The following is an 18,371-nucleotide window of genomic DNA, read 5'->3' as shown; positions in this document are numbered from 1 at the left end:
AACCAGCGAAATGTTCCTTCGCGGCCATCCCCGAACCCCAAGGCCGCGAGGGGGCTTGGAGAGGGAGCGGTCCCCAAACGCTCCCTCTCCTTCATTCCCCTTGGGTCTATCCCCGTCAGTTCGTCGCGGCGGGAGGCTCTGCCGGAATGCGGTGGGCCTCGGCGATGCGGCCGAGATGAATCCTCAGCTTCACGAGGGCGGCGATCAGGCCGGTCCTGGCCTGCCGCTGCATCTCCTCCGAGGTCTTGGGGCTGGGAATGGTGGTCAGGCAGACCAGCGATTCCCGCGCCGCCAGGCGGATCTCGGCCTCCCTGGAATCCCCCTGGCGGGCCAGGGCGTCGAGGGCGGCGATCTCGCGCCCGGGATCGGGCTGGAAATCGTTGCGCAGATAAAGCTCGGCATTGGCGTCGTCGTGGTGGATGTGGGCATGCAGCCCGGCATCCCGGGCGCTCAGTTCGTTGAGCAGGATCATGGTGAACCAGCCCAGGGTGATTTCGGTCAGGTTGATGCCGCGTCGGGTCTTCTGCAGGAAGACGTCGATCTTTTCCACATCGGCCAGCATGTCCTGGCGGAATTCCTCGCGCTCCTCGGCGCTCATCCGCGGCGGCGGCGGCGGCGGCGCGGCGCAGCCGAACAGGACGACGGTCACCATCAGGGCGGCGATGACGTGGCGCATGGGCTAGGGCACGACCGGATGGGGGGCCCGTTCCAGGGCACCCAGCGCCCCGGCCAGGGTGGGGAAGCGCGATACGACCCGTCCCGCGCGGGCGACGCTCCAGGTGGAGCCCTTGGGCCCCGAGGCCGATTTGGTCACCGTGTAGAGGGGACGCTCGAGGGCGTGGCGGAAGATGGAGAACACGGCGCCGTCCGGCCGGACGTCGATGGCGTAGTCGCGCCATTCGCCCCGGGCCACCCGCGTCGCGTAGAGCGTCAGCAATTGCGTGATTTCGCCCCGTTCGAAATGAACGAAACCCGGTCCCCCCCGGTATTCCGACATCCGGATCAATGTTGCCATCGGCCACCCCACCGGTCTTGCCCCTGGGATTACTGTCGCGCAGGGGACGGTGTCTGTCGAGTATTAGATGGGGTTTGGGATCAGCGAATGGGAGTGGAGGCGGGGACGAAGCCGATCAGGCGGTCGTTGCCCTCGTTATAGGGCTGGGAATAGCAGGTGGGCCGGGCCAGGGTGCTGTAGCAATAGACCTGGGGTGGCGGCGGCGGGCGGTTGGGCAGGTCGATGCAATAGGCGTCGCCGCGCTCGGCCCGGGGGCTGGAACAATCCTTGCCGGTGATCCAGCCAATCACATGGTCGCCGATGGTCTTGTGGGTGTTGATCAGGCTCAGGGCTTCGAGCTGCATGAAGGTATAGGTATTGGGCAGCGGGCGCGGGCCGGGATTGAGGCTGCCCTGCTCGCCGATCCAGGCGCAGCCGCCGACCGCTAGAACTCCCGCCAAGGCAATGATTCGCCCGATCATTTCTATGATCCTGCCGACAACTTGAGCTATATTGTGGGACCGCGCCAAATGGGAATCAATGGGCAGATTCTGCCGGGGGGAAACGGGACATGGCGGTGACCACGCCGGCTTGCGCCGAGGATTGGACGGCGCCCGAATTCTCCCTGCCCGGAATCGACGGGCGGACCTGGAGTCTGGCCGATGTGCGCGGCGAGCGGGGCACGCTGGTCGCCTTCATCTGCAATCACTGCCCCTACGTGGTGGCCATCATCGACCGGCTGGTCCGCGACGCGGCCCTTCTGCGCGCCGAAGGTGTCGAGGTGGTGGCGGTCAACGCCAACGATCCCCTCCAGTATCCCGAGGATTCCTTCGACAACATGAAGCTCTTCGCCCGTGCCCACGGCCTGGACTTTCCCTACCTGTTCGACGGGAGCCAGGATGTGGCGCGGGCCTATGGCGCGGTCTGTACCCCCGACTTCTTCGGGCTGGACCGGGATGGCCGCCTGCGCTACCGCGGCCGCCTGGACGAATCCGGCCGCCTGCCCGCCGGGCCCGGGGTGCGGCGCGAACTGCTCGACGCCATGCGGCTGGTGGCGTCCACCGGCCGGGGGCCGGACAATCAGATTCCCGGCATGGGTTGCTCGATTAAATGGCGCGAGGCGTGAGCGTGACGCGACGGCAGTGTTTGCCAAGGGGGCCGGGGCGGACTATGTTACGGCGCGGCTCCAGGATGCAAGGCCCGGAGCGTGACCGCCCGCATGGAGTAGAGTTCCTTGACCGACAAGCACGACGATGCCGCCGCCGCCCTTCTCATCAAGGAGGTGGACGAGGATCTGCGGCAGGATGAGCTTAACAGGCTGTGGAAGAAGCATGGCGGCCTGCTGACCGCCGGCGTCGTGGCCCTGGTGCTGTCCGTGGCCGGCTGGCAGGGCTGGAAGGCCTGGGACGCCAAGCAGCGTCAGGCCGCTTCGTCCCGCTATTCCGAGACCTCGGCCCTGGTCGAGCAGGGCAAGGCGGGCGAAGCCGCCGAGGTGCTGGGCAAGCTGGCCGCCGAGGGACCCAAGGGGTACCGCCTGCTGGCCGATCTGCGCCGGGCGGACATGGCCCAGCAGGCCGGCGACTTCACCGGTGCCGCCACCCTGTACGGCAAGATCGCCGCCGATTCCTCGGTGGACAAGGTCTATCGCGACATGTCGGCCATCCGGGCCGCCTACCTGATTCTGGACAGCGGCGATCCCGCCGCCATCGAGAAGTCGGTGGAGCCCCTGGCGGTGGAATCCAGTTCGTGGCGTCATTCGGCCCGCGAAATCCTGGCCCTGCTCGCCCTCAAGCGCGGCCAGGCGCCCCGCGCCGCCGAACTGTTCGCCAAGATCGCCGAGGATGCCGCCGCGCCCCAGGGCCTTCGGACCCGCGCGGCGGAAATGCTTGCCGCCACCGGGCAACGCGCCAGGAGCTGATCCATGGGAATGACCGTCATGAAGCGCAGGATCGCCGGTGTGTTGATCGCCATGCTGGCGCTGGGCGGTTGCGACAGCTGGATCGGCGAGAACAAGGCGCCGCCCCTGCCGGGCAAGCGCATCTCTGTGCTGTCGCGCGAAAAGATGGTCGAGCCCGATATCGGCGGGACGCTGGCCAAGATCGTGCTGCCGCCCCCCGAGGACAACGAGGATTGGCCCCAGGCCGGCGGCTATTCCAACCATGCCATGCACCACATGATGGTGGGCGATGCCCTGCAGCGCGCCTGGACGCGGGACGCCGGCGCCGGCGCCGGCAAGCGCCGCCGCCTGCTGGGCCAACCCATCATCGCCGACGGCAAGGTCTTCACCGTCGATGCCTCGTCCATGGTCAGCGCCTTCGATGCCAATACCGGCAAGCGGCTGTGGGAGATGGACCTCACCCCCAAGGATACCTCCGAGGTCTATACCAGCGGCGGTCTGGCCTACGAGGACGGCCAGGTCTTCGCCGCCACCGGCTTCGCCCAGGTGGTGGCGCTGAATGCCGGCAGCGGCCGCATCGAGTGGCGCCAGACCGTGTCGGGGCCGCTGCGCGGTTCCCCCACCGTGCGTGGCGGCCGGGTGTTCGCGGTGACCGTCGACAACCAGACCCACGCTTTGGCGGCCGAGGACGGCTCGGTGCTGTGGACCCATACCGGCATCGCCGAATCCGCCGGCCTGCTGGCCGGAAATTCGCCCGCCGTCGATGGCAACATGGTGGTGGTGCCCTATTCCTCGGGCGAATTGTTCGCGTTGCGTGTGGAAACCGGCGCGATGATCTGGCAGGATTCCCTGGCCACGGTGCGCCGCACCGAGCATGTGGGCGCGCTGCTCGATATCCGCGGCCGTCCGGCCATCGACCGCAACCGGGTCTACGCCATCAGCAACGCCGACATGCTGGTCTGCCTGGACCAGCGCAGCGGCCGGCGTATCTGGGAAAAAGAGGTCGGCGGCGTCCAGAGCCCGTGGGTCGCCGGCGACTATCTCTACGTGCTGACCAACAACAACGAGGTTCTTGCCCTGGAGGCCAAGACCGGCCGCATCGTCTGGGTGACCGAGATGCAGAGCTGGGAAGACCCCAAGGACCGCGAGGGCCGCATCGTCTGGGTGGGGCCGGTCCTGGCCTCGGACCGCCTGATCGTGGCGGCCTCCGACGGCAAGCTGGTGTCGCTGTCGCCCTATACCGGCGACATGCTGGGCTGGGAGGAGGCTCCCGCCGGGATCAGCATCGCTCCGTCGGTCGCCAACGGCACCTTGTATTTCCTGACCGACGACGCCGATCTCGTCGCCTATCGCTAGGTCTATTTCATGTCCTTTACCGTGGCCATCGTCGGGCGCCCCAATGTGGGCAAGTCCACCCTGTTCAACCGTCTGGTGGGCAAGCGCCTGGCCATCGTCCATGACCTGCCCGGAGTGACGCGGGACCGCCGCGAGGGCCGGGCCAGCCTGCTGGGCATGGACTTCCAGGTGGTGGACACCGCCGGTTTCGAGGACGACGGCGGCGATTCCGTCGAGGCCCGCATGCGCCGCCAGACCGACATGGCGGTGTCCGAGGCCGATGTGGCCCTGCTGCTGATCGACGCCCGTGCCGGGGTGACGCCGCTGGACCGCCACTTCGCCGACCATCTGCGCCGCCTGCCCACGCCGGTCATCCTGGTGGCCAATAAGTGCGAGGGCAAGGCGGGGGCGCCCGGCCTCTACGAGTCCTACGGCCTGGGCATGGGCGAGCCGGTGCCGGTCTCGGCCGAGCACGGCGAAGGCATGTACGAACTGTTCGAGGCGCTCCGCGACCACGCCATCAAGGCCGGGGCGCTGACCGCTGACGGCGACGATCCCGAGCCGGAGGAACCGGCCGAGGGCGAGGACGGCGAGCCCGATCCCACCCGCCCGCTGACCATGGCCATCGTCGGCCGCCCCAACGTGGGCAAATCGACGCTGGGCAACCAACTGCTGGGCCAGGACCGCCTGCTCACCGGCCCCGAGGCCGGGCTGACCCGCGACGCCATCGCCGTGGAATGGGAGCACCGGGGCCGCCGCGTCAAGCTGGTGGATACCGCCGGCCTGCGCAAGAAGGCCCAGATCTACGACGCCATCGAAAAGCTGTCGGTGGGCAACACCATCGAGACCATCCGCATGTCCGAGGTGGTGGTGCTGGTGATGGACGCCGCCGCCATCCTGGACAAGCAGGACCTGACCATCGCCCGGCTGGTGGTGGAGGAGGGCCGCGCCCTGGTCATCGCCATCAACAAGTGGGACGTGGTCGACGACCCCCAGACGGCGCTGAAGCGTCTGAAGGACCGCCTGGAAACCTCGCTGCCCCAGGCCAAGGGCGTGGCGACGGTCACCCTGTCGGCGCTGACCGGCCGGGGCATCGAACGGCTGATGGACGCGGTGCTGGACACCTGGACCCTGTGGAACCGGCGTATTCCCACCGCCCAGCTCAACCGCTGGCTGGAAGACATGATCGAGCGCCATCCGCCGCCCGCCCTGCCGGGCGGCCGCCGCTACAAGATCCGCTACATGACCCAGGCCAAGGCCCGGCCGCCGACCTTCGTGCTGTTCGCCACCCGGCCGGAGCAGTTGCCGGAATCCTATTCGCGCTATCTGGTCAACGGCCTGCGAGAGGCCTTCGAGATGCCGGGCGTTCCCATCCGCCTCTACGTGCGCGGCGGCAAGAACCCCTATGCGGAAAAGGACGGCTGAAGCCGTCCCGACCTGTGCCCCCGGAATAGCCCAGGAGTTTGCCGTAGCGGGAATCGGCGGCGATTCCCATGGTCATCCGCCCTCAATGTGAAGCAGTTCACAGACAGAAGAAAATCGTTCGATCACTACGGCGAGTCTGGGAGGGAATACGCATTGCCTTGCGCATTCCCTTGATGTGGGGGCTGAACTCAGCGATTATCCGGCAGGCGGAGGAGAACGACTGTGACGGTACGCATTCTGATAGCCGAGGATCAACAGCTGGTTCGGCAGGGCTTGGTTGCCCTGCTGGCGGTCGACGATGTCAGCATCGTCGGCGAGGCCGAGGACGGCAAGGGCGCGATCGAGATGGCCCGGACCCTGTCGCCCGACGTGGTGCTGATGGACCTGTCCATGCCCGAACTGGACGGCGTCGAGGCGACGCGGCGTATCAAGCAGGTGGCGCCTCAGGTGCGCGTCCTGGTGCTGACCGTCGCCAATTGCGAGCGCCGTGTGGCCGAGGCCCTGGCGGCCGGCGCCGACGGCTATGCCCTGAAGAAGCTGGGCCATGCCGAACTGATGGCCGCCATCAACGCGGTCTGCGCCGGCAAGACCTATCTGGGCCCCGGCCTGTCCGAGGACCTGGTGAAGGAATACCTGGAAGGCTCGGACATGGGCGGCGGCTCGCTGACCGCCCGCGAGCGCGAGGTGTTGCAACTGATCGCCCGCGGCCACAAGAACCGCGAGATCGCCGACGATCTGGGCATCGCCATCAAGACGGTGGAGACCCACCGCACCAAGATCATGCAGAAGCTCGACCTGCACAATTCCGCCGAACTGGCGGCCTATGCCATCCGGCGCGGGCTGATCGAGTAGAGGCGGGCCTTTTCCGGCATCACTGCGATTCGACGGGGCACGGCGGCGGCGCGGCCTTGCGCCGTCCCCGGCGCAGCTTCTGCTCCACCCCGCAATCCAGGCAGACCTGGGCGCGGGCCCGGCGGCAGCGGTCCTTGACCGGACAATCCTCGGGCGGGTCGCTCCGGGTGGGGCGGCCGGAGCGGGTGGTGGGGCGCTTGGGCGGGGCTGGGTCTTCCATGGCGGTTAGTGCCCGCCCTTCTTTTCCTTCTTGTCGTCCTTGGCCTCCTTGCCGCCGCCCTTGGCGGTCACCTGGTCGGGGCGGATGAACGTCTGCAGCGGCTTCAGCCATTCCGTGGCGTCGTTGGCCCGCTCCGCCACGGCGGCCCGGCCGTCGCTGGAGGCGTTGAGGGTGGCGGTGACGCCTTCCAGCGCCGCCCGCTGCGCCGCTTCGTCGCCGCCCTCGGCGCGCACGGCGAACACCGCACGGACCGGAATGGCGGCGTCCGGCCCGCTGGGGCGCAGCGACAGCATCCAGCCGGCCTTGCGGTTGGGGCCGTCGATCACCCCTTCCTTGGTCAGCAGGGTCTGATTGGCGGCCATGATGCCGACGGAATAGCGCAGCACCACGCCGCCGGGCGGTGCCGCCAGGGTGACGCCCACCGGAATGGGCTTGGCTCCGTGCAGCACCAGTTCCCCCTCGATGGCATAGGCGATGCCATCGGCGCGGGGAAAGCGGGCCAGTTCGTTCTTGAACGAGAAGGTGGCCTCGTTGGAGCGGGTCCAGCCCTTGGGGATTTCCTTGCGCAGCAGGAAGCGTTCCACCGTGCGCCGCAGGGTGTAGAAATGCTCGTCCTCGGTGGGGGTGAAGCTTTCCCGCTTGCGCGGGGCCGGCAGTAGGGCGGTGGCCTCGATGGTAAAGATGCCGAAGCCGCCCGATACCGGCGCTTTCTCCACCAGGGCGAAGTTCTCCACCGCCACCGAGACGGCGATGGGAGAGGCGGCCCCCCCCTTGGCCGGAGTGGTGGCCGCGTGGGATTCCGCCCCGTTGGCCCCAGGGGCCAGGCTGAACGCCGCCACGACCGCCGCCGCCGCCATCGACCGGAACTGCATGAGGAAAATCCAATCCTGTCCGTCCACCGCGAATGGCGGCATTGTGGTCCCTGTTCGTACGGGTTTTCAACTCCCAGATAGGGAGGATTCGGAATGGTGCAAAGGGAACCATGATGGAAGAGCAAGCCGGCCCGGTCACCGTCAGCATCGCCCGCAAGGCGGTACCGGGCCGCGAGGCCGATTACGAGGACTGGATCTCGCGGGTCACGGCGGCGGTGTCCCACTGGCCGGGCTATCAGGGTGTCAACGTGCTGCGGCCGGCGGCGGCCACCGACTACGCCTATGTCACCATCTACCGCTTCTCCACCTGGGAACAGTGCCACGCCTTCGAGAAGTCGGAGGAACGGGCCCGGCTGCTGCTGGAACTGGAGGGCATGGTGGAAAGCGAGGCGGAGATCAAGAAGGTCACCGGCCTGGAATTCTGGTTCGACCTGCCCGAGGTTCCCGCCCAGGCCCGCCCGTCGCCCCACAAGATGGCCCTGGTGGTCACCCTGGTGGCCTATGGCGTGGTCATGGGGCTGAACATCACCATCGGCCCGCTGATCGCCGCCCAGCCCCTGTGGCTGAAGGCCCTGATCATGGTCTCGGCCCAGGTGCTGCTGATGACCTACATCTTCATGCCCCAGGCCACCCGGCTGCTGCGCCGCTGGCTGTTCGGGGGCTAGAACGCTGAGCCTCAAATATGAGGGGCGGCGCTCATGCGAGCATTGAGCGAGCGGCCAAGGGCGCGGAGGCGCCCGCCCGGCGAGGGCAAAACAAATAAAGCTAAGGCGTGATACACATTTAAGGCATCACGCTTTAGCGCCGCAGGGCGCCGGGTAGGGCGAAGCGGGCCAGGGCCACCGACTGGGCCGGCAGGTCGACCTCGTCGGCGAAGGCCCGCAACGCCGTCTCGTCGTCCAGCAGGAAATCCAGAACGGCGCCCAGCACGTCGGTCTCGCCGGCGCGGCGCCGCAAGGTCGCGGCATCGCAGCCGGTCAGCGCCAGGAAGCGCATGCCCCGCTCCTGGTCGGTGACCACCCAGGCCAGGGCCCGCAGCGCCGTGACCTCGGCCGAGGCCTGGGAAAGCATGGTGTCACGCATGGCCGGCCCCCATCTCCCGGTTCAGCCGCTCCACCCGGCTGAGCAGCAGCATGGCGCGGTCCGCCGCAGGCCAGTCGCCGCGGCGGGCCAGTTCGGCGGCGCGGCGTGCGGCGACGGAAACCGCCTCCCGCCCGAAATAGGCGACCATCTCATGGGCCGCGCTGGTCCAGTGCTCTTCCATCTGCGCCTCCATAGTGAACAAAACGGTAATTCATAGTGAACAAAAAGGCAATACGTCGTTTTGCGCATGGCGGGGGCGGGCTTGAACGGATAACATGTCATTCCCATCTGCCTTTACATCCGTATGGGGTGCCGAAAGGGGAGAGTTGAATGCGGCTTCGCTGGACGATGGTGGCGGTGGGGGGAGCCGCCCTGGTGGCCGTGTTCGCGCTGTTGCGCTGGGGTGGGGTATTCGACGACCGCAAGCTGGTGATCGGCGTGCTCAACCACGCCATGGTCGCCGAGGAGGCCCTGGACGGCTTCAAGTCGAGCCTGAGCGCCCAGGGCTATGCCGAGGGCGGGCGCGTCACCTACCATTATCGCGGGCCGGTGACCGGTCCCGCCCTGGAGGCCGAGGCCGAGCGGCTGGCGGGGCTGAAGCCCGACCTGTTCCTGACCCTGTCCACTCCGGCGGCCAAGGCGGGATTCGCGGTGGCCAAGGTGACCGGAACGCCGCTGGTCTTCGCCCCGGCCAGCGATCCCATGGCCATCGGCCTGGTGGAGAGCCTGGGGCGGCCGGGGCGCAACGCCACCGGCGTCACCTTCGGCATCCAGGAACCGGTGCGCCTGCAATGGCTGAAAACCATGCTGCCCGGCCTCAGGGCGGTGCTGGTTCCCCACAACCCCGACGATGCGTCGCCCCAGGTATCCCTGGCCAAGATCAGGCCGGTGGCCGCCGACCTGGGCATCCGGCTCGACCTGGCCCATGCCCGTAACGTGGCGGAACTGGATGCGGCCCTGGCCGGCATGGCGCCCGACGTGGGGGCGGTGTTCGTGCCGGTGGACGCCTTCGTGGCATCGCAGGTGCCGCGCCTCCTGCTGGCCACCCTGTCGCGGGGCATCCCCCTGACCACGCCCCACCGCGGCGGCGTGGTGGAGGGGGCCTTCATGTCCTATGGCCTGGACATGAAGGCGCTGGGCGGACAGGGCGCCCGGCTGGCCGCCCAGGTGTTCGGCGGGGTGCCGGCCGGCGACCTGCCGGTGGAGACGGCGGAATTCCGCCTGGTGGTCAACATGGAAACCGCCGGCCGGCTGGGAATCGAGGTTCCCGACCATATTCTGCGGCAGGCGGAGCTGATCCGGGGGACAAGGGGGGGCGATGGCCGCTGACCTCTCCCTTCGCCGCAAGCTGCGCCTGGCCTTCGTCGGACTGGCCCTGGGGCCGCTGCTGGTGGCCGGGCTGGCCCTGTCGGTGGGCGCCTATCGCCTGCAGGACCGCCAGACCGAGGCCATCCAGCGCCAGGTCGGCCGGACCATCATCTCGGAGTTCCGCCATTACCTGGGAACCCTGATCCTCGAACTGGAGGAACCGATCCGCCGCCAGGGCGTCGCCATGCTCGATTCCAGGGGGCGGCAGGCCCTGGCCGAGGGGCTGATCGCCTTCGAGCCCATGTTCATCGAGGTGGCGGTGCTGGATGTTCAGGGCGGGATACTGGCGCGGGCCAGCCGTTACGAGCCGGTGATCTCCCAGGGGGCGGCCGGCGTCGCCCATCTGCCCGAGGTGGCGGCGGCGATGATCGGCGGCGCCAACGCCATCGGTGGCATCCGCCATTACGCCGCCACCAACGAGCCGATGATCGGGCTGGCCGTGCCGTCCACGGATCCGAAGACCGGCCAGCCGGAAGGCTTCCTCCTGGCCCAGGCCCGTTTCCATCGGGTGTGGGAACTGACCCAGCCGCTGCCGGGTCTGGGCGAGTTGAACAGCTATGTCCTCGACCACGGCGGCCAGGTGATCGCCCACCGCAATCCCTCGGTGGTGCTGGCCCGCACCGTGCGGCCGCTGTCGGCGGCCGACGGCATCGGGCGGGGGCTGGACGGCGCCTGGTCGTTCACCACCAGTGAGGCCTTCGTGATCGGGGGGCGGCGTTTCCTGGTGGTGGTCGAGCAGCCGCTGCTCAGCGCGCTGAAGCTGCCGGCCGGGGCCGTGCTGATCGTCGCCCTGGTCCTGCTGTTCGGCGGGGTCGGCGCCTGGGTTCTGGTGCACTATTCCCGGCGGGCCATCCTGGCTCCCATCGACGCCCTGGCCGAGGCGGTGCGCGACGTGGAGGCCGGCGACATGACCCGCCGGGCGCCGGTGGCCTCCTCCGACGAGATCGGCGCCCTGGCCGCCGCCTTCAACTCCATGACCGGCCGGGTGGCCGACCTGCTGCACGATCTGGGCGATTCCGAGGAGAAGTTCCGCCTAGTGATGGAAAGCGCCAGCGACGCCCTGGTGGTGATCGACGCCGAGGGCCGCATCGTCTCGTGGAACCGCGGCGCCAGCCGCATGTTCGGCTACGCCCCGGACGAGATCATGGGGCGCAACGTCACCCAGCTGATGCCCGAGCACATGCGCGAGCGCCACGACGCCATCCTGGCCCGCATCCGTGACCATGCGGACGGCCACATCAATACCGACCCGCGCGAACAGCCGGCCCAGCGCAAGGACGGCACCCTGTTCCCGGTGGAGGTCACCCTGGCCGGCTTCTCGTTCAAGGGCAGCCGCTTCTATTCCGGCATCATGCGCGACATCTCGGCCCGCAAGGAGGCGGAATCCAACATCCGCTTCCTGGCCCGCCACGACGCCCTGACCGGCCTGGCCAACCGGGTGGTGCTGCGCGAGAAGCTGGACGAGATCCTGCCCGAGACCGGGACGCGGCAGCAGCACTGCCTGCTGTTCATCGACCTGGACAATTTCAAGGTGGTCAACGACGTGCTGGGCCACAGCTTCGGCGACCGCCTGCTGGTCGAGGTGGCCGACCGCCTGCGCTCCATCGAGGGCGGGCACAACATCATCTGCCGCCACGGCGGCGACGAGTTCATCCTGGTGGCTCCCGATATCCGCAGCCGGGAAAGGGCGGCGGAACTGGCCGAGCGGGTGCTGGCGGTGATGGGCGATTCCTTCGCCATCGACGCCCAGGCCATCGAGGTGGGATGCTCCATCGGCATCAGCATGGCGCCCGACGACGGCAGCGATGCCGAGACCCTGATCCGCAAGGCCGATATCGCCATGTACAAGGCCAAGGAGAAGGGCCGGCTGGGCTTCCAGTTCTTCACCGCCGCCATGGATCGCCAGATGATCGAGCGCCGCGAGATGGAGAAGAGCCTGCGCCGCGGCCTGCGCGACGGTGAACTGTTCATCCACCTGCAGCCCAAGGTCCGGCTGGACGGAGGCGGCGTCACCGGCTTCGAATCCCTGGCCCGCTGGCGGAGCGCCGAGCACGGCATGGTGCCCCCCGCCCGCTTCATTCCGGTGGCCGAGGAATGCGGCCTGATCGCCGCCATCGGCGACACGGTGCTGCGCCGGACGCTGGCGGCCATGGCCGGCTGGCGCGCCGATGGCCTGACGGCGCTGCCGGTGGCGGTCAACCTGTCGGCCGGACAATTGGGCAATCCCGGCCTGGCCGGCGAGATCGACGCCCTGCTGCGCGAATACGACCTGCCGTCCTCGCTGCTGGAACTGGAACTGACCGAAAGCATGCTGATGGGCGAGGCCGATCAGGTGCGCGCCATCCTGTTCGGCCTCAAGGACCTGGGCATCAAGCTCAGCATCGACGATTTCGGCACCGGCTATTCCAGCCTCAGCTATCTGAAGCGCCTGCCGGTGGACGTGCTGAAGATCGACCGCTCCTTCGTCGCCGACCTGCCCGGCGATCCCGAGGGCGAGGCCATCTGCCTGGCCATCATCCACATGGCCAAGGCCCTGTCCCTGGACGTGGTGGCCGAAGGCGTGGAGACCGAGGCGCAATGTGCCTTCCTGGCCGACAACGGCTGCGATTTCGCCCAGGGCTTCCTCTTCGCCCGCCCGGTTCCGGTGGAGCAGGCGGTGGAATACCTGCCGCTGGTCTGCGCCCCCGACCAGCCGGCGTGACGCGGCGGCATGCGGCCGGAACGGCCGCGCTCCGGTTGACGGCGGGAGCGTGGGCATCCTGTCCGCACGGAATGTTTCAGCCGCTGGACAGTTCCATTTCCGCCAGCAGCCAGTGCTCCATGTCCTGGCCCTGCGGGCGGCCCCGGCTTTCCCAGATGGCGTGGGCCCGCTCGCGGATGCGGGCGATGTCGTCGCCATGGGCCAGGATGTCCGAGACCTCGCGGTTGATGTCGATCAAGGTATTGACCCGCTCGTCATTGGCGCCGTTGCCGTGCCCGTCGGTGGACAGGGCATAGGCCACCTGGCGTTCGCTGGGGAATTGCCAGGCGCGGGCCATGGCGATGTGCGCCAGGGTCCGCCAGACCCGCTGGTTGCGCTCCAGCGCCTTGAGAAAGCTGGTGGTGTCGTTGGCCTTGTCCAGTTCCCGGGCGGCCTCGTCCAGGGCCAGGGCGCCGGTTTCCGCCAAGGTCAGCCGTTCCGAATTCAGGCTTGCCATCGGGCTCCTCCCGATTGCCGGATTGTCCATTCTTTCCGTGGATAATCCTAGGGCGAACGGCATAGGGATTCAATGCCGCATAAGTGATGTCTGCATGACGTATGCGCACTGATCCAGATCAAGGCCTGCCGGAGGATACCCTGCTAGTCTTGACACATATCAAGACGTGTTTTCCGAGGGGGAGGACAGTTATGGTTATCGACAATAATGCCGTGATCGCCCTGGCGTTCCTGGGCTTCATTCTGGCGGTGACCGGCGGCCTGGCGTGGTTCGTGCTGAGCAAGCTGGGCAGGTAGGGGATTCTTGACGAGGACAGGCCGCCGGGCTTATCCGGCGGCCTGTCTCTTGAGTTCGGTCAGGACGAACACCCGGATGGCCGACGACAGGTTGCCGCCGCGCGAGCAGTCGATCTCGGCCACCATCTGGTTGACCGACAGGCCGCGCGCCGCCGCCATCTCCTTGAGGCAGTCCCAGAACTCGGGCTCCAGCGTCACGCTGGTGGCATGGCCGGCGATCTTGACCGAGCGCTTGACCGGTTCGCTCATGACCCGCCGGCGACCGTCTGGGCCGGCGCGCCCTCCCACTGGGAGTGGGCGGGGATGCCTTCGCCCTTCATGACGATGGTCAGCTTGCCGATGCGGGCGAAGTCGCCCACCTCGGTGTCGTAGAGCACGGTGGAGCCCGAGCCCACGGTCACGCCGGTGCCCAGCCTGACCCGGCCGACCTTCATCACCCGGTCCTCGTAAAGATGGGTCTGCAGCGCCGACAGCGAGTTGATGGCGCAGAAATCGCCGACGTCGATGCAGTCGAACTCGGTGATATCGGTGGTGTCCATGAATACGCCGGAGCCGAAGCGGCAGCCGTACAGCCACAGGAACCAGGGCAGGAACGGCGTGCCGCGCAGGTGGTCCAGCAGCACCTTGCCGGCCAGGCCCCAGTACATCACCGCCACCGCCTCGGTACGCAGCGCCCACCACGACCACATGGGCTTGGCGGTGGGGCGGTAGGCCCCCATCATCAGCCATTTCACCGCTACCGACGACAGGGCCAGGGAGACGGAGATGGCCACCGAGGCCGCGACGAACAGCGGCAGGACGATGGCGTATTCGCGGGCCAGGATGCTGGGGGCCAGCAGGTCGACGGTCATGATGCCGAAGGTGATGAACAGCGCGGTGGGCAGCGAGACGGCGAAGGCTTCGAACACGGCGCGCCACACCCGGCGCCACAGGGGCGGCGCGAAGGTCCAGTTGGACCCCACGTCGTCGAAGCGCTGGCGCACCGGCAGCTTGAACGGCGGATTGCCGAACCAGGTGTCGCCGGGCGACATCTCTTCGTTGGCCGGCGGCCGCGACTTGATGCCGATCAGGGTCCCGGCGGGAATCACCGCGCCGGGCGGCACCACCGCGTCGTTGCCGACGAAGACGCGGGCCTCGGTCTTCACCGGCTCCAGCACCATCCAGCCGCGGCGGACGCATTCGTCGCCCAGCACCACCTCGTCGGCGATGAAGCAGCCCGGTCCGATATCGGTCAGGTCGTAGCGCCCGGCCAGATTGCAGGAAATCTCGGCGTCCTTGCCGATCCTGGCCCCCATCAGGCGGTACCACAGCCGCATGTAGACGGTGGCGTAGAGCGACGACAGGGTCTCCAGCATCAGCTCGGTGGCCAGGGCGACGATCCACTTGCGGACATAGAGGCTGCCATAGATGGAATAGCTGCCCGCCGTCACCACCGGCAGGACCGACCAGCGCACGGCGGCGATCAGCAGCACGGTGACGGCGATCAGCGCCATGGCGGTGGGCCAGGCCAGCAGCGGCAGGATGGTGGCGTATTCGCCGCCCACCAGAACCTCGCTCAGGCGCTCGAAGATGAAGAAGGCGGGAAAGATCGGCAGCAGGCTGATGGGCGGCAGCACCACCAGCATCAGGGCGTAGAAGACGGTCAGGGCCAGCTTGCGGCCGAAACCGGCATTGGCCGGCTCGGGCAGGGCGGCCTCATCGACCATGCCGACCTTGCGGCCGGGCGAGCCGTCCCAATGTTCGTAGCGTCCCACCCGGGCGTCCTGCGCCACGGAGGTCAGGTCCCCCAGTTCGCCGCCCGTCTCGATCACCACGCCGTGGCTGATCATGCACGAGCTGCCGATGAAGGCGTCGTCGCCGATCTCGATGACGCCGATCACCAGTTCGTCGCCCACCGCCTCGGCATTGGCCAGCCGGGTCTTGCCGCCGATGGCCACGCCGTTGCCGATGGTCACCAGATCGAAGGCGCCGGCCTCCATCTCCGACAGCACGCAGTCGCTGCCCACCCGGGCGCCCAGCAGGCGCAGGTAGATGCTCATGATCGGCGTGCCCTGGAACCACTTGATGTGGGCGACGCTGACCACCCTTTGCGCCAACCACCAGCGGAAATAATAGCCCCCCCACAGCTTGTGCCGTCCCGGCCGGGTCCGCCCGAGGACCAGCCATTTCAGGGCGATGGAGGCGGAGATGGTGCCGACGTTGATCACCGCGTAGGTGACCATCAGGGTGCCCACTTCCTTGAGGAAGCTGGCGTCCTCGCCCGACAGCAGCATGTAGGAGATGAACACGCCCAGCCACGGCGCGGTGGTCAGCGCCAGGATGAACGGCATGGCCGCCGCCTGGGCCAGACCGCACAGGAAGCGGCGGCGCAGCGTCGGCGGGTCGAACGACAGGTCGGCGGCCTTGGCGCCCGGGGCCGGCGTGCGGAGGTCGAGCAGCGCCGCCATGGCGCGCAGGCTTCGGGCGGAATAGATCTCGTTCAGCGTCAGGCTGGCCAGGGACGGCGTCTCGCGCACCGCCGAGACGAACTTGGCGGCCAGCAGCGAATGGCCGCCGAGGTCGAGGAAGAAATCGGCCTCGAAGGGAATGGCCTGGCCGGGGAACACCCGGCGGGCCGCGTCCAGCAGGGCGGCCTCGGTGGGGGAGGCTGGCTCCTCCTGCTCAGCCCCACCCACCGACAGGTCCAGCGGCAGGTCCTTCAGCGCCTTGCGGTTCAGCTTGCCCGAGATCAGGCGGGGCAGTTCGTCGACCACCAGATAATGGGACGGCACCATGTAGGCGGGCAGCTGGCCGCGCAGGCCTTCCTTGAGCGGGCCGCTCTCCACCTCGACACCGGCCTCGGGGACGATGGTCGCCACCAGCCGCTCGACGCCGTCGTCGGTGCGCAAGCTGACCGCCGCCTGGTTGACGCCCGGCAGGGCGGCGAGGCGGGCCTCGATCTCGCCCAGCTCGACGCGGAAGCCGCGGATCTTGACCTGATCGTCGATGCGGCCGTGGAAGGTGATGTCGCCGTTCCCGTCGATGGCCACCGCGTCGCCCGAGCGGTAGAGCACCGGGGCGGTACCGTCGGAATCCCAGGGATTGGCGATGAACTTCTCGGCGGTCAGCTCCGGGCGGCCGAGATAGCCTGCCGCCACCCCCGGCCCGCCGATCAGCAATTCGCCGGTAACCCCCGGCGCCACCGGGTTGGTGAAGTCGTCCACCACATGGCAGACGTAATTGGGGATGGGCCGTCCGATGGTCACCGGCTTGCCCGCTTCGACCTCGGCCATGGTGGCCACCACGGTGGTCTCGGTGGGACCGTAGGAATTGAAGATGCGCCGGCCCGGCCGGCACCAGCGCTCTGCCAGGGCCGGGGGGCAGGCCTCGCCGCCCAGGATGATGACGCGCAGGCCGGGGATGTCCTCGGACAGCAGGCCCAGCAGGGTCGGCACGGTATCGAGCACGGTGATGCCGGCCTCGGCCAGCACGCCCGGCAGCCGGTCGGCCTCGGCCAGGGTGCGCCGTCCGGCGATCCACAGCCTGGCTCCCACCAGATAGGGCACGAAGATCTCTTCCAGCGACAGGTCGAAGGCCACCGAGGCGCCCTGGAAGACCACGTCGTCGGAGCGCAGGCCGTAGAGGGAATTGGCGGCGCGCAGGTAGTGGCAGATGTTGGAATGGCTGATGACGATGGCCTTGGGCTTGCCGGTGGAGCCCGAGGTGTAGATGGCGTAGGCCGGGTCGGCCGGATTGGCGCCCTGGGCGCGGGGGTCGGGGGAGGCCCCTTCCGGCGCCGCCTGCTCCAGGCTGGGCAGGATCAGGGTGTGGGCCGGCATGGACCCGGTGATGCCGCCCATGGTGAAGGCATCGACGATCAGCGCCTTGGCGGCGCAATCGGCCAGGCACTCGGCCACCCGCTCGGTGGGCGCCTCGGTGTCGAAGGGGATGTAGGCGGCGCCCGAGGCCAGGATGCCCAGCAGCGCCACATGGAGGTCGAGCGATCGGCTCATCCACAGCCCGACGAAATCGCCGCGTCCGATGCCGCGCGCCGCCAGGGCGCGGGAAACAGCCTGGGCGCGGGCCGACAGCCCGGTATAGGTCAGGGTCTCGTCGCCGAAGGTGGCGGCGGCATGGGGAAACGCCCGTGCGCTGGCGGAGAAGATTTCCCATAGGGTTTCGTCGCGGATCAGCGAGGGATCGCGGCGGCCGGACAGGGCTGAAGACAAGGACGTGGTCACGTTATTCCCGGATTTGACGAGGATTCGGCGCGCGCGGCGACAACCCGTGCCTCGTCGATGGGGAGGGTATACCAAGTCACGGCATAATGGTCATCTCCTACCTTCATCCGGGCGGGATTCCAGGGCGGCGGGGCGGACAGATCGCCGAGATGCGACAAATCGGGCTCGACCAGGCCGTTGACGATGCCGATGCCCCGGGCCTTCAGCACCGCCTCCTTGGCCGTCCACAGCCGGGCGAAGGCCAGGGGGCGCTCGGCGGGGGCGAGGCCGGCCAGCCGCGCCCGCTCGGCGGGGGCGAATTCCCTCGCCGCATCCTCCCACACAGGCCGGCAGCGCGCCAGGGTCTCCACATCGGCGCCCACCGGCCCGCCGTGCGAGCCGGCGACCAGCACCAGCCCGCCGCAGGCCGACAGGTTGAACCAGTAGGCGGCGGCCGGGGCGGCCAGGAAGGGCTTGCCGAAGCGGTCGCGGCCGAGGACGATGGCGTCCGGCGAGCATCCCAGTTCACGGGCCAGATGGCCGGCGAGCAGCCGCGACCGCACCTCGGGACGGTCGGCGATGCCGGTATACAGCCATGTTTGGCCATCCAATCGTACTGTGTCCAATAGCATC

At 68.4% G+C, this 18,371-nt stretch carries 19 protein-coding genes; 8 read left to right on the top strand and 11 right to left on the bottom strand.

What is annotated here, in order from left to right:
• Window positions 1-115: 115 nt before the first annotated feature.
• The 3 genes from H261_RS00400 to H261_RS00390 form a co-directional block, all read right to left on the bottom strand.
• Complete coding sequence (locus H261_RS00400) at window positions 116-676, bottom strand: hypothetical protein (RefSeq protein WP_008613070.1); 561 nt, start codon at window positions 674-676, stop codon at window positions 116-118.
• A gap of 3 nt (window positions 677-679) precedes the next feature.
• On the bottom strand, window positions 680-1,015 hold the full coding sequence (locus tag H261_RS00395; RefSeq protein ID WP_152426608.1) for a DUF2794 domain-containing protein: 336 nt from the start codon (window positions 1,013-1,015) through the stop codon (window positions 680-682).
• A gap of 80 nt (window positions 1,016-1,095) precedes the next feature.
• Entirely contained in the window at window positions 1,096-1,476 is a 381-nt protein-coding gene (locus H261_RS00390; RefSeq protein ID WP_008613067.1) for a hypothetical protein, read from the bottom strand.
• 89 nt (window positions 1,477-1,565) lie between these two features.
• Here H261_RS00390 and H261_RS00385 point away from each other — a divergent pair, with 89 nt between their 5' ends.
• The 5 genes from H261_RS00385 (at window position 1,566) to H261_RS00365 (ending at window position 6,503) form a co-directional block, all read left to right on the top strand.
• Window positions 1,566-2,120: a thioredoxin family protein gene (locus H261_RS00385; RefSeq protein ID WP_008613064.1), complete on the top strand. Its 555-nt coding sequence runs from the start codon at window positions 1,566-1,568 to the stop codon at window positions 2,118-2,120.
• Between the two features lie 108 nt (window positions 2,121-2,228).
• Complete coding sequence (locus H261_RS00380) at window positions 2,229-2,912, top strand: tetratricopeptide repeat protein (protein ID WP_008613062.1); 684 nt, start codon at window positions 2,229-2,231, stop codon at window positions 2,910-2,912.
• A gap of 3 nt (window positions 2,913-2,915) precedes the next feature.
• Window positions 2,916-4,247 carry a PQQ-like beta-propeller repeat protein gene (locus tag H261_RS00375; protein ID WP_008613060.1) on the top strand — a complete coding sequence of 444 codons (1,332 nt, stop codon included), beginning with the start codon at window positions 2,916-2,918 and terminating at the stop codon, window positions 4,245-4,247.
• A 9-nt stretch (window positions 4,248-4,256) separates the two neighbouring features.
• On the top strand, window positions 4,257-5,651 hold the full coding sequence (der, locus tag H261_RS00370; protein ID WP_008613057.1) for a ribosome biogenesis GTPase Der: 1,395 nt from the start codon (window positions 4,257-4,259) through the stop codon (window positions 5,649-5,651).
• Between the two features lie 222 nt (window positions 5,652-5,873).
• Window positions 5,874-6,503, top strand: a complete 630-nt coding sequence (locus tag H261_RS00365; protein ID WP_040475527.1) for a response regulator — start codon at window positions 5,874-5,876, stop codon at window positions 6,501-6,503.
• Between the two features lie 19 nt (window positions 6,504-6,522).
• On the opposite strand, the gene H261_RS00360 is transcribed toward H261_RS00365, so the two are convergent.
• Complete coding sequence (locus H261_RS00360; RefSeq protein WP_008613047.1) at window positions 6,523-6,723, bottom strand: hypothetical protein; 201 nt, start codon at window positions 6,721-6,723, stop codon at window positions 6,523-6,525.
• Between the two features lie 5 nt (window positions 6,724-6,728).
• Complete coding sequence (locus tag H261_RS00355) at window positions 6,729-7,595, bottom strand: hypothetical protein (protein ID WP_008613046.1); 867 nt, start codon at window positions 7,593-7,595, stop codon at window positions 6,729-6,731.
• 110 nt (window positions 7,596-7,705) lie between these two features.
• Between H261_RS00355 and H261_RS00350 the strand changes: the two genes are divergently transcribed.
• Window positions 7,706-8,260, top strand: a complete 555-nt coding sequence (locus tag H261_RS00350; RefSeq protein WP_008613045.1) for a hypothetical protein — start codon at window positions 7,706-7,708, stop codon at window positions 8,258-8,260.
• Window positions 8,261-8,393: 133 nt separating this feature from the next.
• Here the strand turns inward: H261_RS00350 and H261_RS00345 are convergent, their stop codons facing one another.
• Both H261_RS00345 and H261_RS00340 read right to left on the bottom strand, forming a co-directional pair.
• Window positions 8,394-8,678 (bottom strand): DUF3572 domain-containing protein, encoded by a 285-nt coding sequence (locus tag H261_RS00345; RefSeq protein ID WP_008613044.1) that lies wholly within the window; start codon window positions 8,676-8,678, stop codon window positions 8,394-8,396.
• Complete coding sequence (locus tag H261_RS00340) at window positions 8,671-8,859, bottom strand: hypothetical protein (RefSeq protein WP_152426607.1); 189 nt, start codon at window positions 8,857-8,859, stop codon at window positions 8,671-8,673. Before H261_RS00340 ends, H261_RS00345 begins: the two co-directional genes overlap by 8 nt.
• 149 nt (window positions 8,860-9,008) lie before the next feature.
• Between H261_RS00340 and H261_RS00335 the strand changes: the two genes are divergently transcribed.
• The gene (locus H261_RS00335) at window positions 9,009-10,007 is read left to right on the top strand and encodes an ABC transporter substrate-binding protein (RefSeq protein ID WP_152426606.1); all 999 of its coding nucleotides are present in this window, start codon (window positions 9,009-9,011) and stop codon (window positions 10,005-10,007) included.
• Window positions 9,997-12,747: a bifunctional diguanylate cyclase/phosphodiesterase gene (locus tag H261_RS00330; protein ID WP_008613040.1), complete on the top strand. Its 2,751-nt coding sequence runs from the start codon at window positions 9,997-9,999 to the stop codon at window positions 12,745-12,747. The genes H261_RS00335 and H261_RS00330 overlap by 11 nt, the downstream gene beginning before the upstream one ends.
• 76 nt (window positions 12,748-12,823) lie before the next feature.
• Here the strand turns inward: H261_RS00330 and H261_RS00325 are convergent, their stop codons facing one another.
• The 4 genes from H261_RS00325 to H261_RS00310 all read right to left on the bottom strand — a co-directional run bounded on the left by H261_RS00325 (window position 12,824) and on the right by H261_RS00310 (window position 18,349).
• Window positions 12,824-13,243, bottom strand: coding sequence for a DUF2934 domain-containing protein (locus H261_RS00325; protein ID WP_008613039.1), 420 nt, complete (start codon window positions 13,241-13,243; stop codon window positions 12,824-12,826).
• Between the two features lie 326 nt (window positions 13,244-13,569).
• Window positions 13,570-13,788 (bottom strand): ribbon-helix-helix domain-containing protein, encoded by a 219-nt coding sequence (locus H261_RS00320; protein WP_008613038.1) that lies wholly within the window; start codon window positions 13,786-13,788, stop codon window positions 13,570-13,572.
• Window positions 13,785-17,759: a Pls/PosA family non-ribosomal peptide synthetase gene (locus H261_RS00315; RefSeq protein WP_008613037.1), complete on the bottom strand. Its 3,975-nt coding sequence runs from the start codon at window positions 17,757-17,759 to the stop codon at window positions 13,785-13,787. The genes H261_RS00320 and H261_RS00315 overlap by 4 nt, the downstream gene beginning before the upstream one ends.
• A complete protein-coding gene (locus H261_RS00310) occupies window positions 17,756-18,349 on the bottom strand; it encodes a 4'-phosphopantetheinyl transferase family protein (RefSeq protein WP_008613036.1) in 594 nt (197 codons plus the stop codon). The genes H261_RS00315 and H261_RS00310 overlap by 4 nt, the downstream gene beginning before the upstream one ends.
• Between the last annotated feature and the right edge of the window lie 22 nt (window positions 18,350-18,371).

The organism is Paramagnetospirillum caucaseum (assembly GCF_000342045.1).
Taxonomy (GTDB): Bacteria; Pseudomonadota; Alphaproteobacteria; order Rhodospirillales; family Magnetospirillaceae; genus Phaeospirillum; species Phaeospirillum caucaseum.
Note: the sequence above shows the minus strand (reverse complement) of the source record. Positions and strands in the feature narration are given on the sequence as shown.

Bases quoted from the DNA above. Each gene is read 5' to 3' on its own strand.
- H261_RS00400 (WP_008613070.1), bottom strand. From the start codon at position 676: ATGCGCCACGTCATCGCCGCCCTGATGGTGACCGTCGTCCTGTTCGGC.
- H261_RS00395 (WP_152426608.1), bottom strand. From the start codon at position 1,015: ATGGCAACATTGATCCGGATGTCGGAATACCGGGGGGGACCGGGTTTC.
- H261_RS00390 (WP_008613067.1), bottom strand. From the start codon at position 1,476: ATGATCGGGCGAATCATTGCCTTGGCGGGAGTTCTAGCGGTCGGCGGC.
- H261_RS00385 (WP_008613064.1), top strand. From the start codon at position 1,566: ATGGCGGTGACCACGCCGGCTTGCGCCGAGGATTGGACGGCGCCCGAA.
- H261_RS00375 (WP_008613060.1), top strand. From the start codon at position 2,916: ATGGGAATGACCGTCATGAAGCGCAGGATCGCCGGTGTGTTGATCGCC.
- der (WP_008613057.1), top strand. From the start codon at position 4,257: ATGTCCTTTACCGTGGCCATCGTCGGGCGCCCCAATGTGGGCAAGTCC.
- H261_RS00360 (WP_008613047.1), bottom strand. From the start codon at position 6,723: ATGGAAGACCCAGCCCCGCCCAAGCGCCCCACCACCCGCTCCGGCCGC.
- H261_RS00355 (WP_008613046.1), bottom strand. From the start codon at position 7,595: ATGCAGTTCCGGTCGATGGCGGCGGCGGCGGTCGTGGCGGCGTTCAGC.
- H261_RS00350 (WP_008613045.1), top strand. From the start codon at position 7,706: ATGATGGAAGAGCAAGCCGGCCCGGTCACCGTCAGCATCGCCCGCAAG.
- H261_RS00345 (WP_008613044.1), bottom strand. From the start codon at position 8,678: ATGCGTGACACCATGCTTTCCCAGGCCTCGGCCGAGGTCACGGCGCTG.
- H261_RS00340 (WP_152426607.1), bottom strand. From the start codon at position 8,859: ATGGAAGAGCACTGGACCAGCGCGGCCCATGAGATGGTCGCCTATTTC.
- H261_RS00335 (WP_152426606.1), top strand. From the start codon at position 9,009: ATGCGGCTTCGCTGGACGATGGTGGCGGTGGGGGGAGCCGCCCTGGTG.
- H261_RS00330 (WP_008613040.1), top strand. From the start codon at position 9,997: ATGGCCGCTGACCTCTCCCTTCGCCGCAAGCTGCGCCTGGCCTTCGTC.
- H261_RS00325 (WP_008613039.1), bottom strand. From the start codon at position 13,243: ATGGCAAGCCTGAATTCGGAACGGCTGACCTTGGCGGAAACCGGCGCC.
- H261_RS00320 (WP_008613038.1), bottom strand. From the start codon at position 13,788: ATGAGCGAACCGGTCAAGCGCTCGGTCAAGATCGCCGGCCATGCCACC.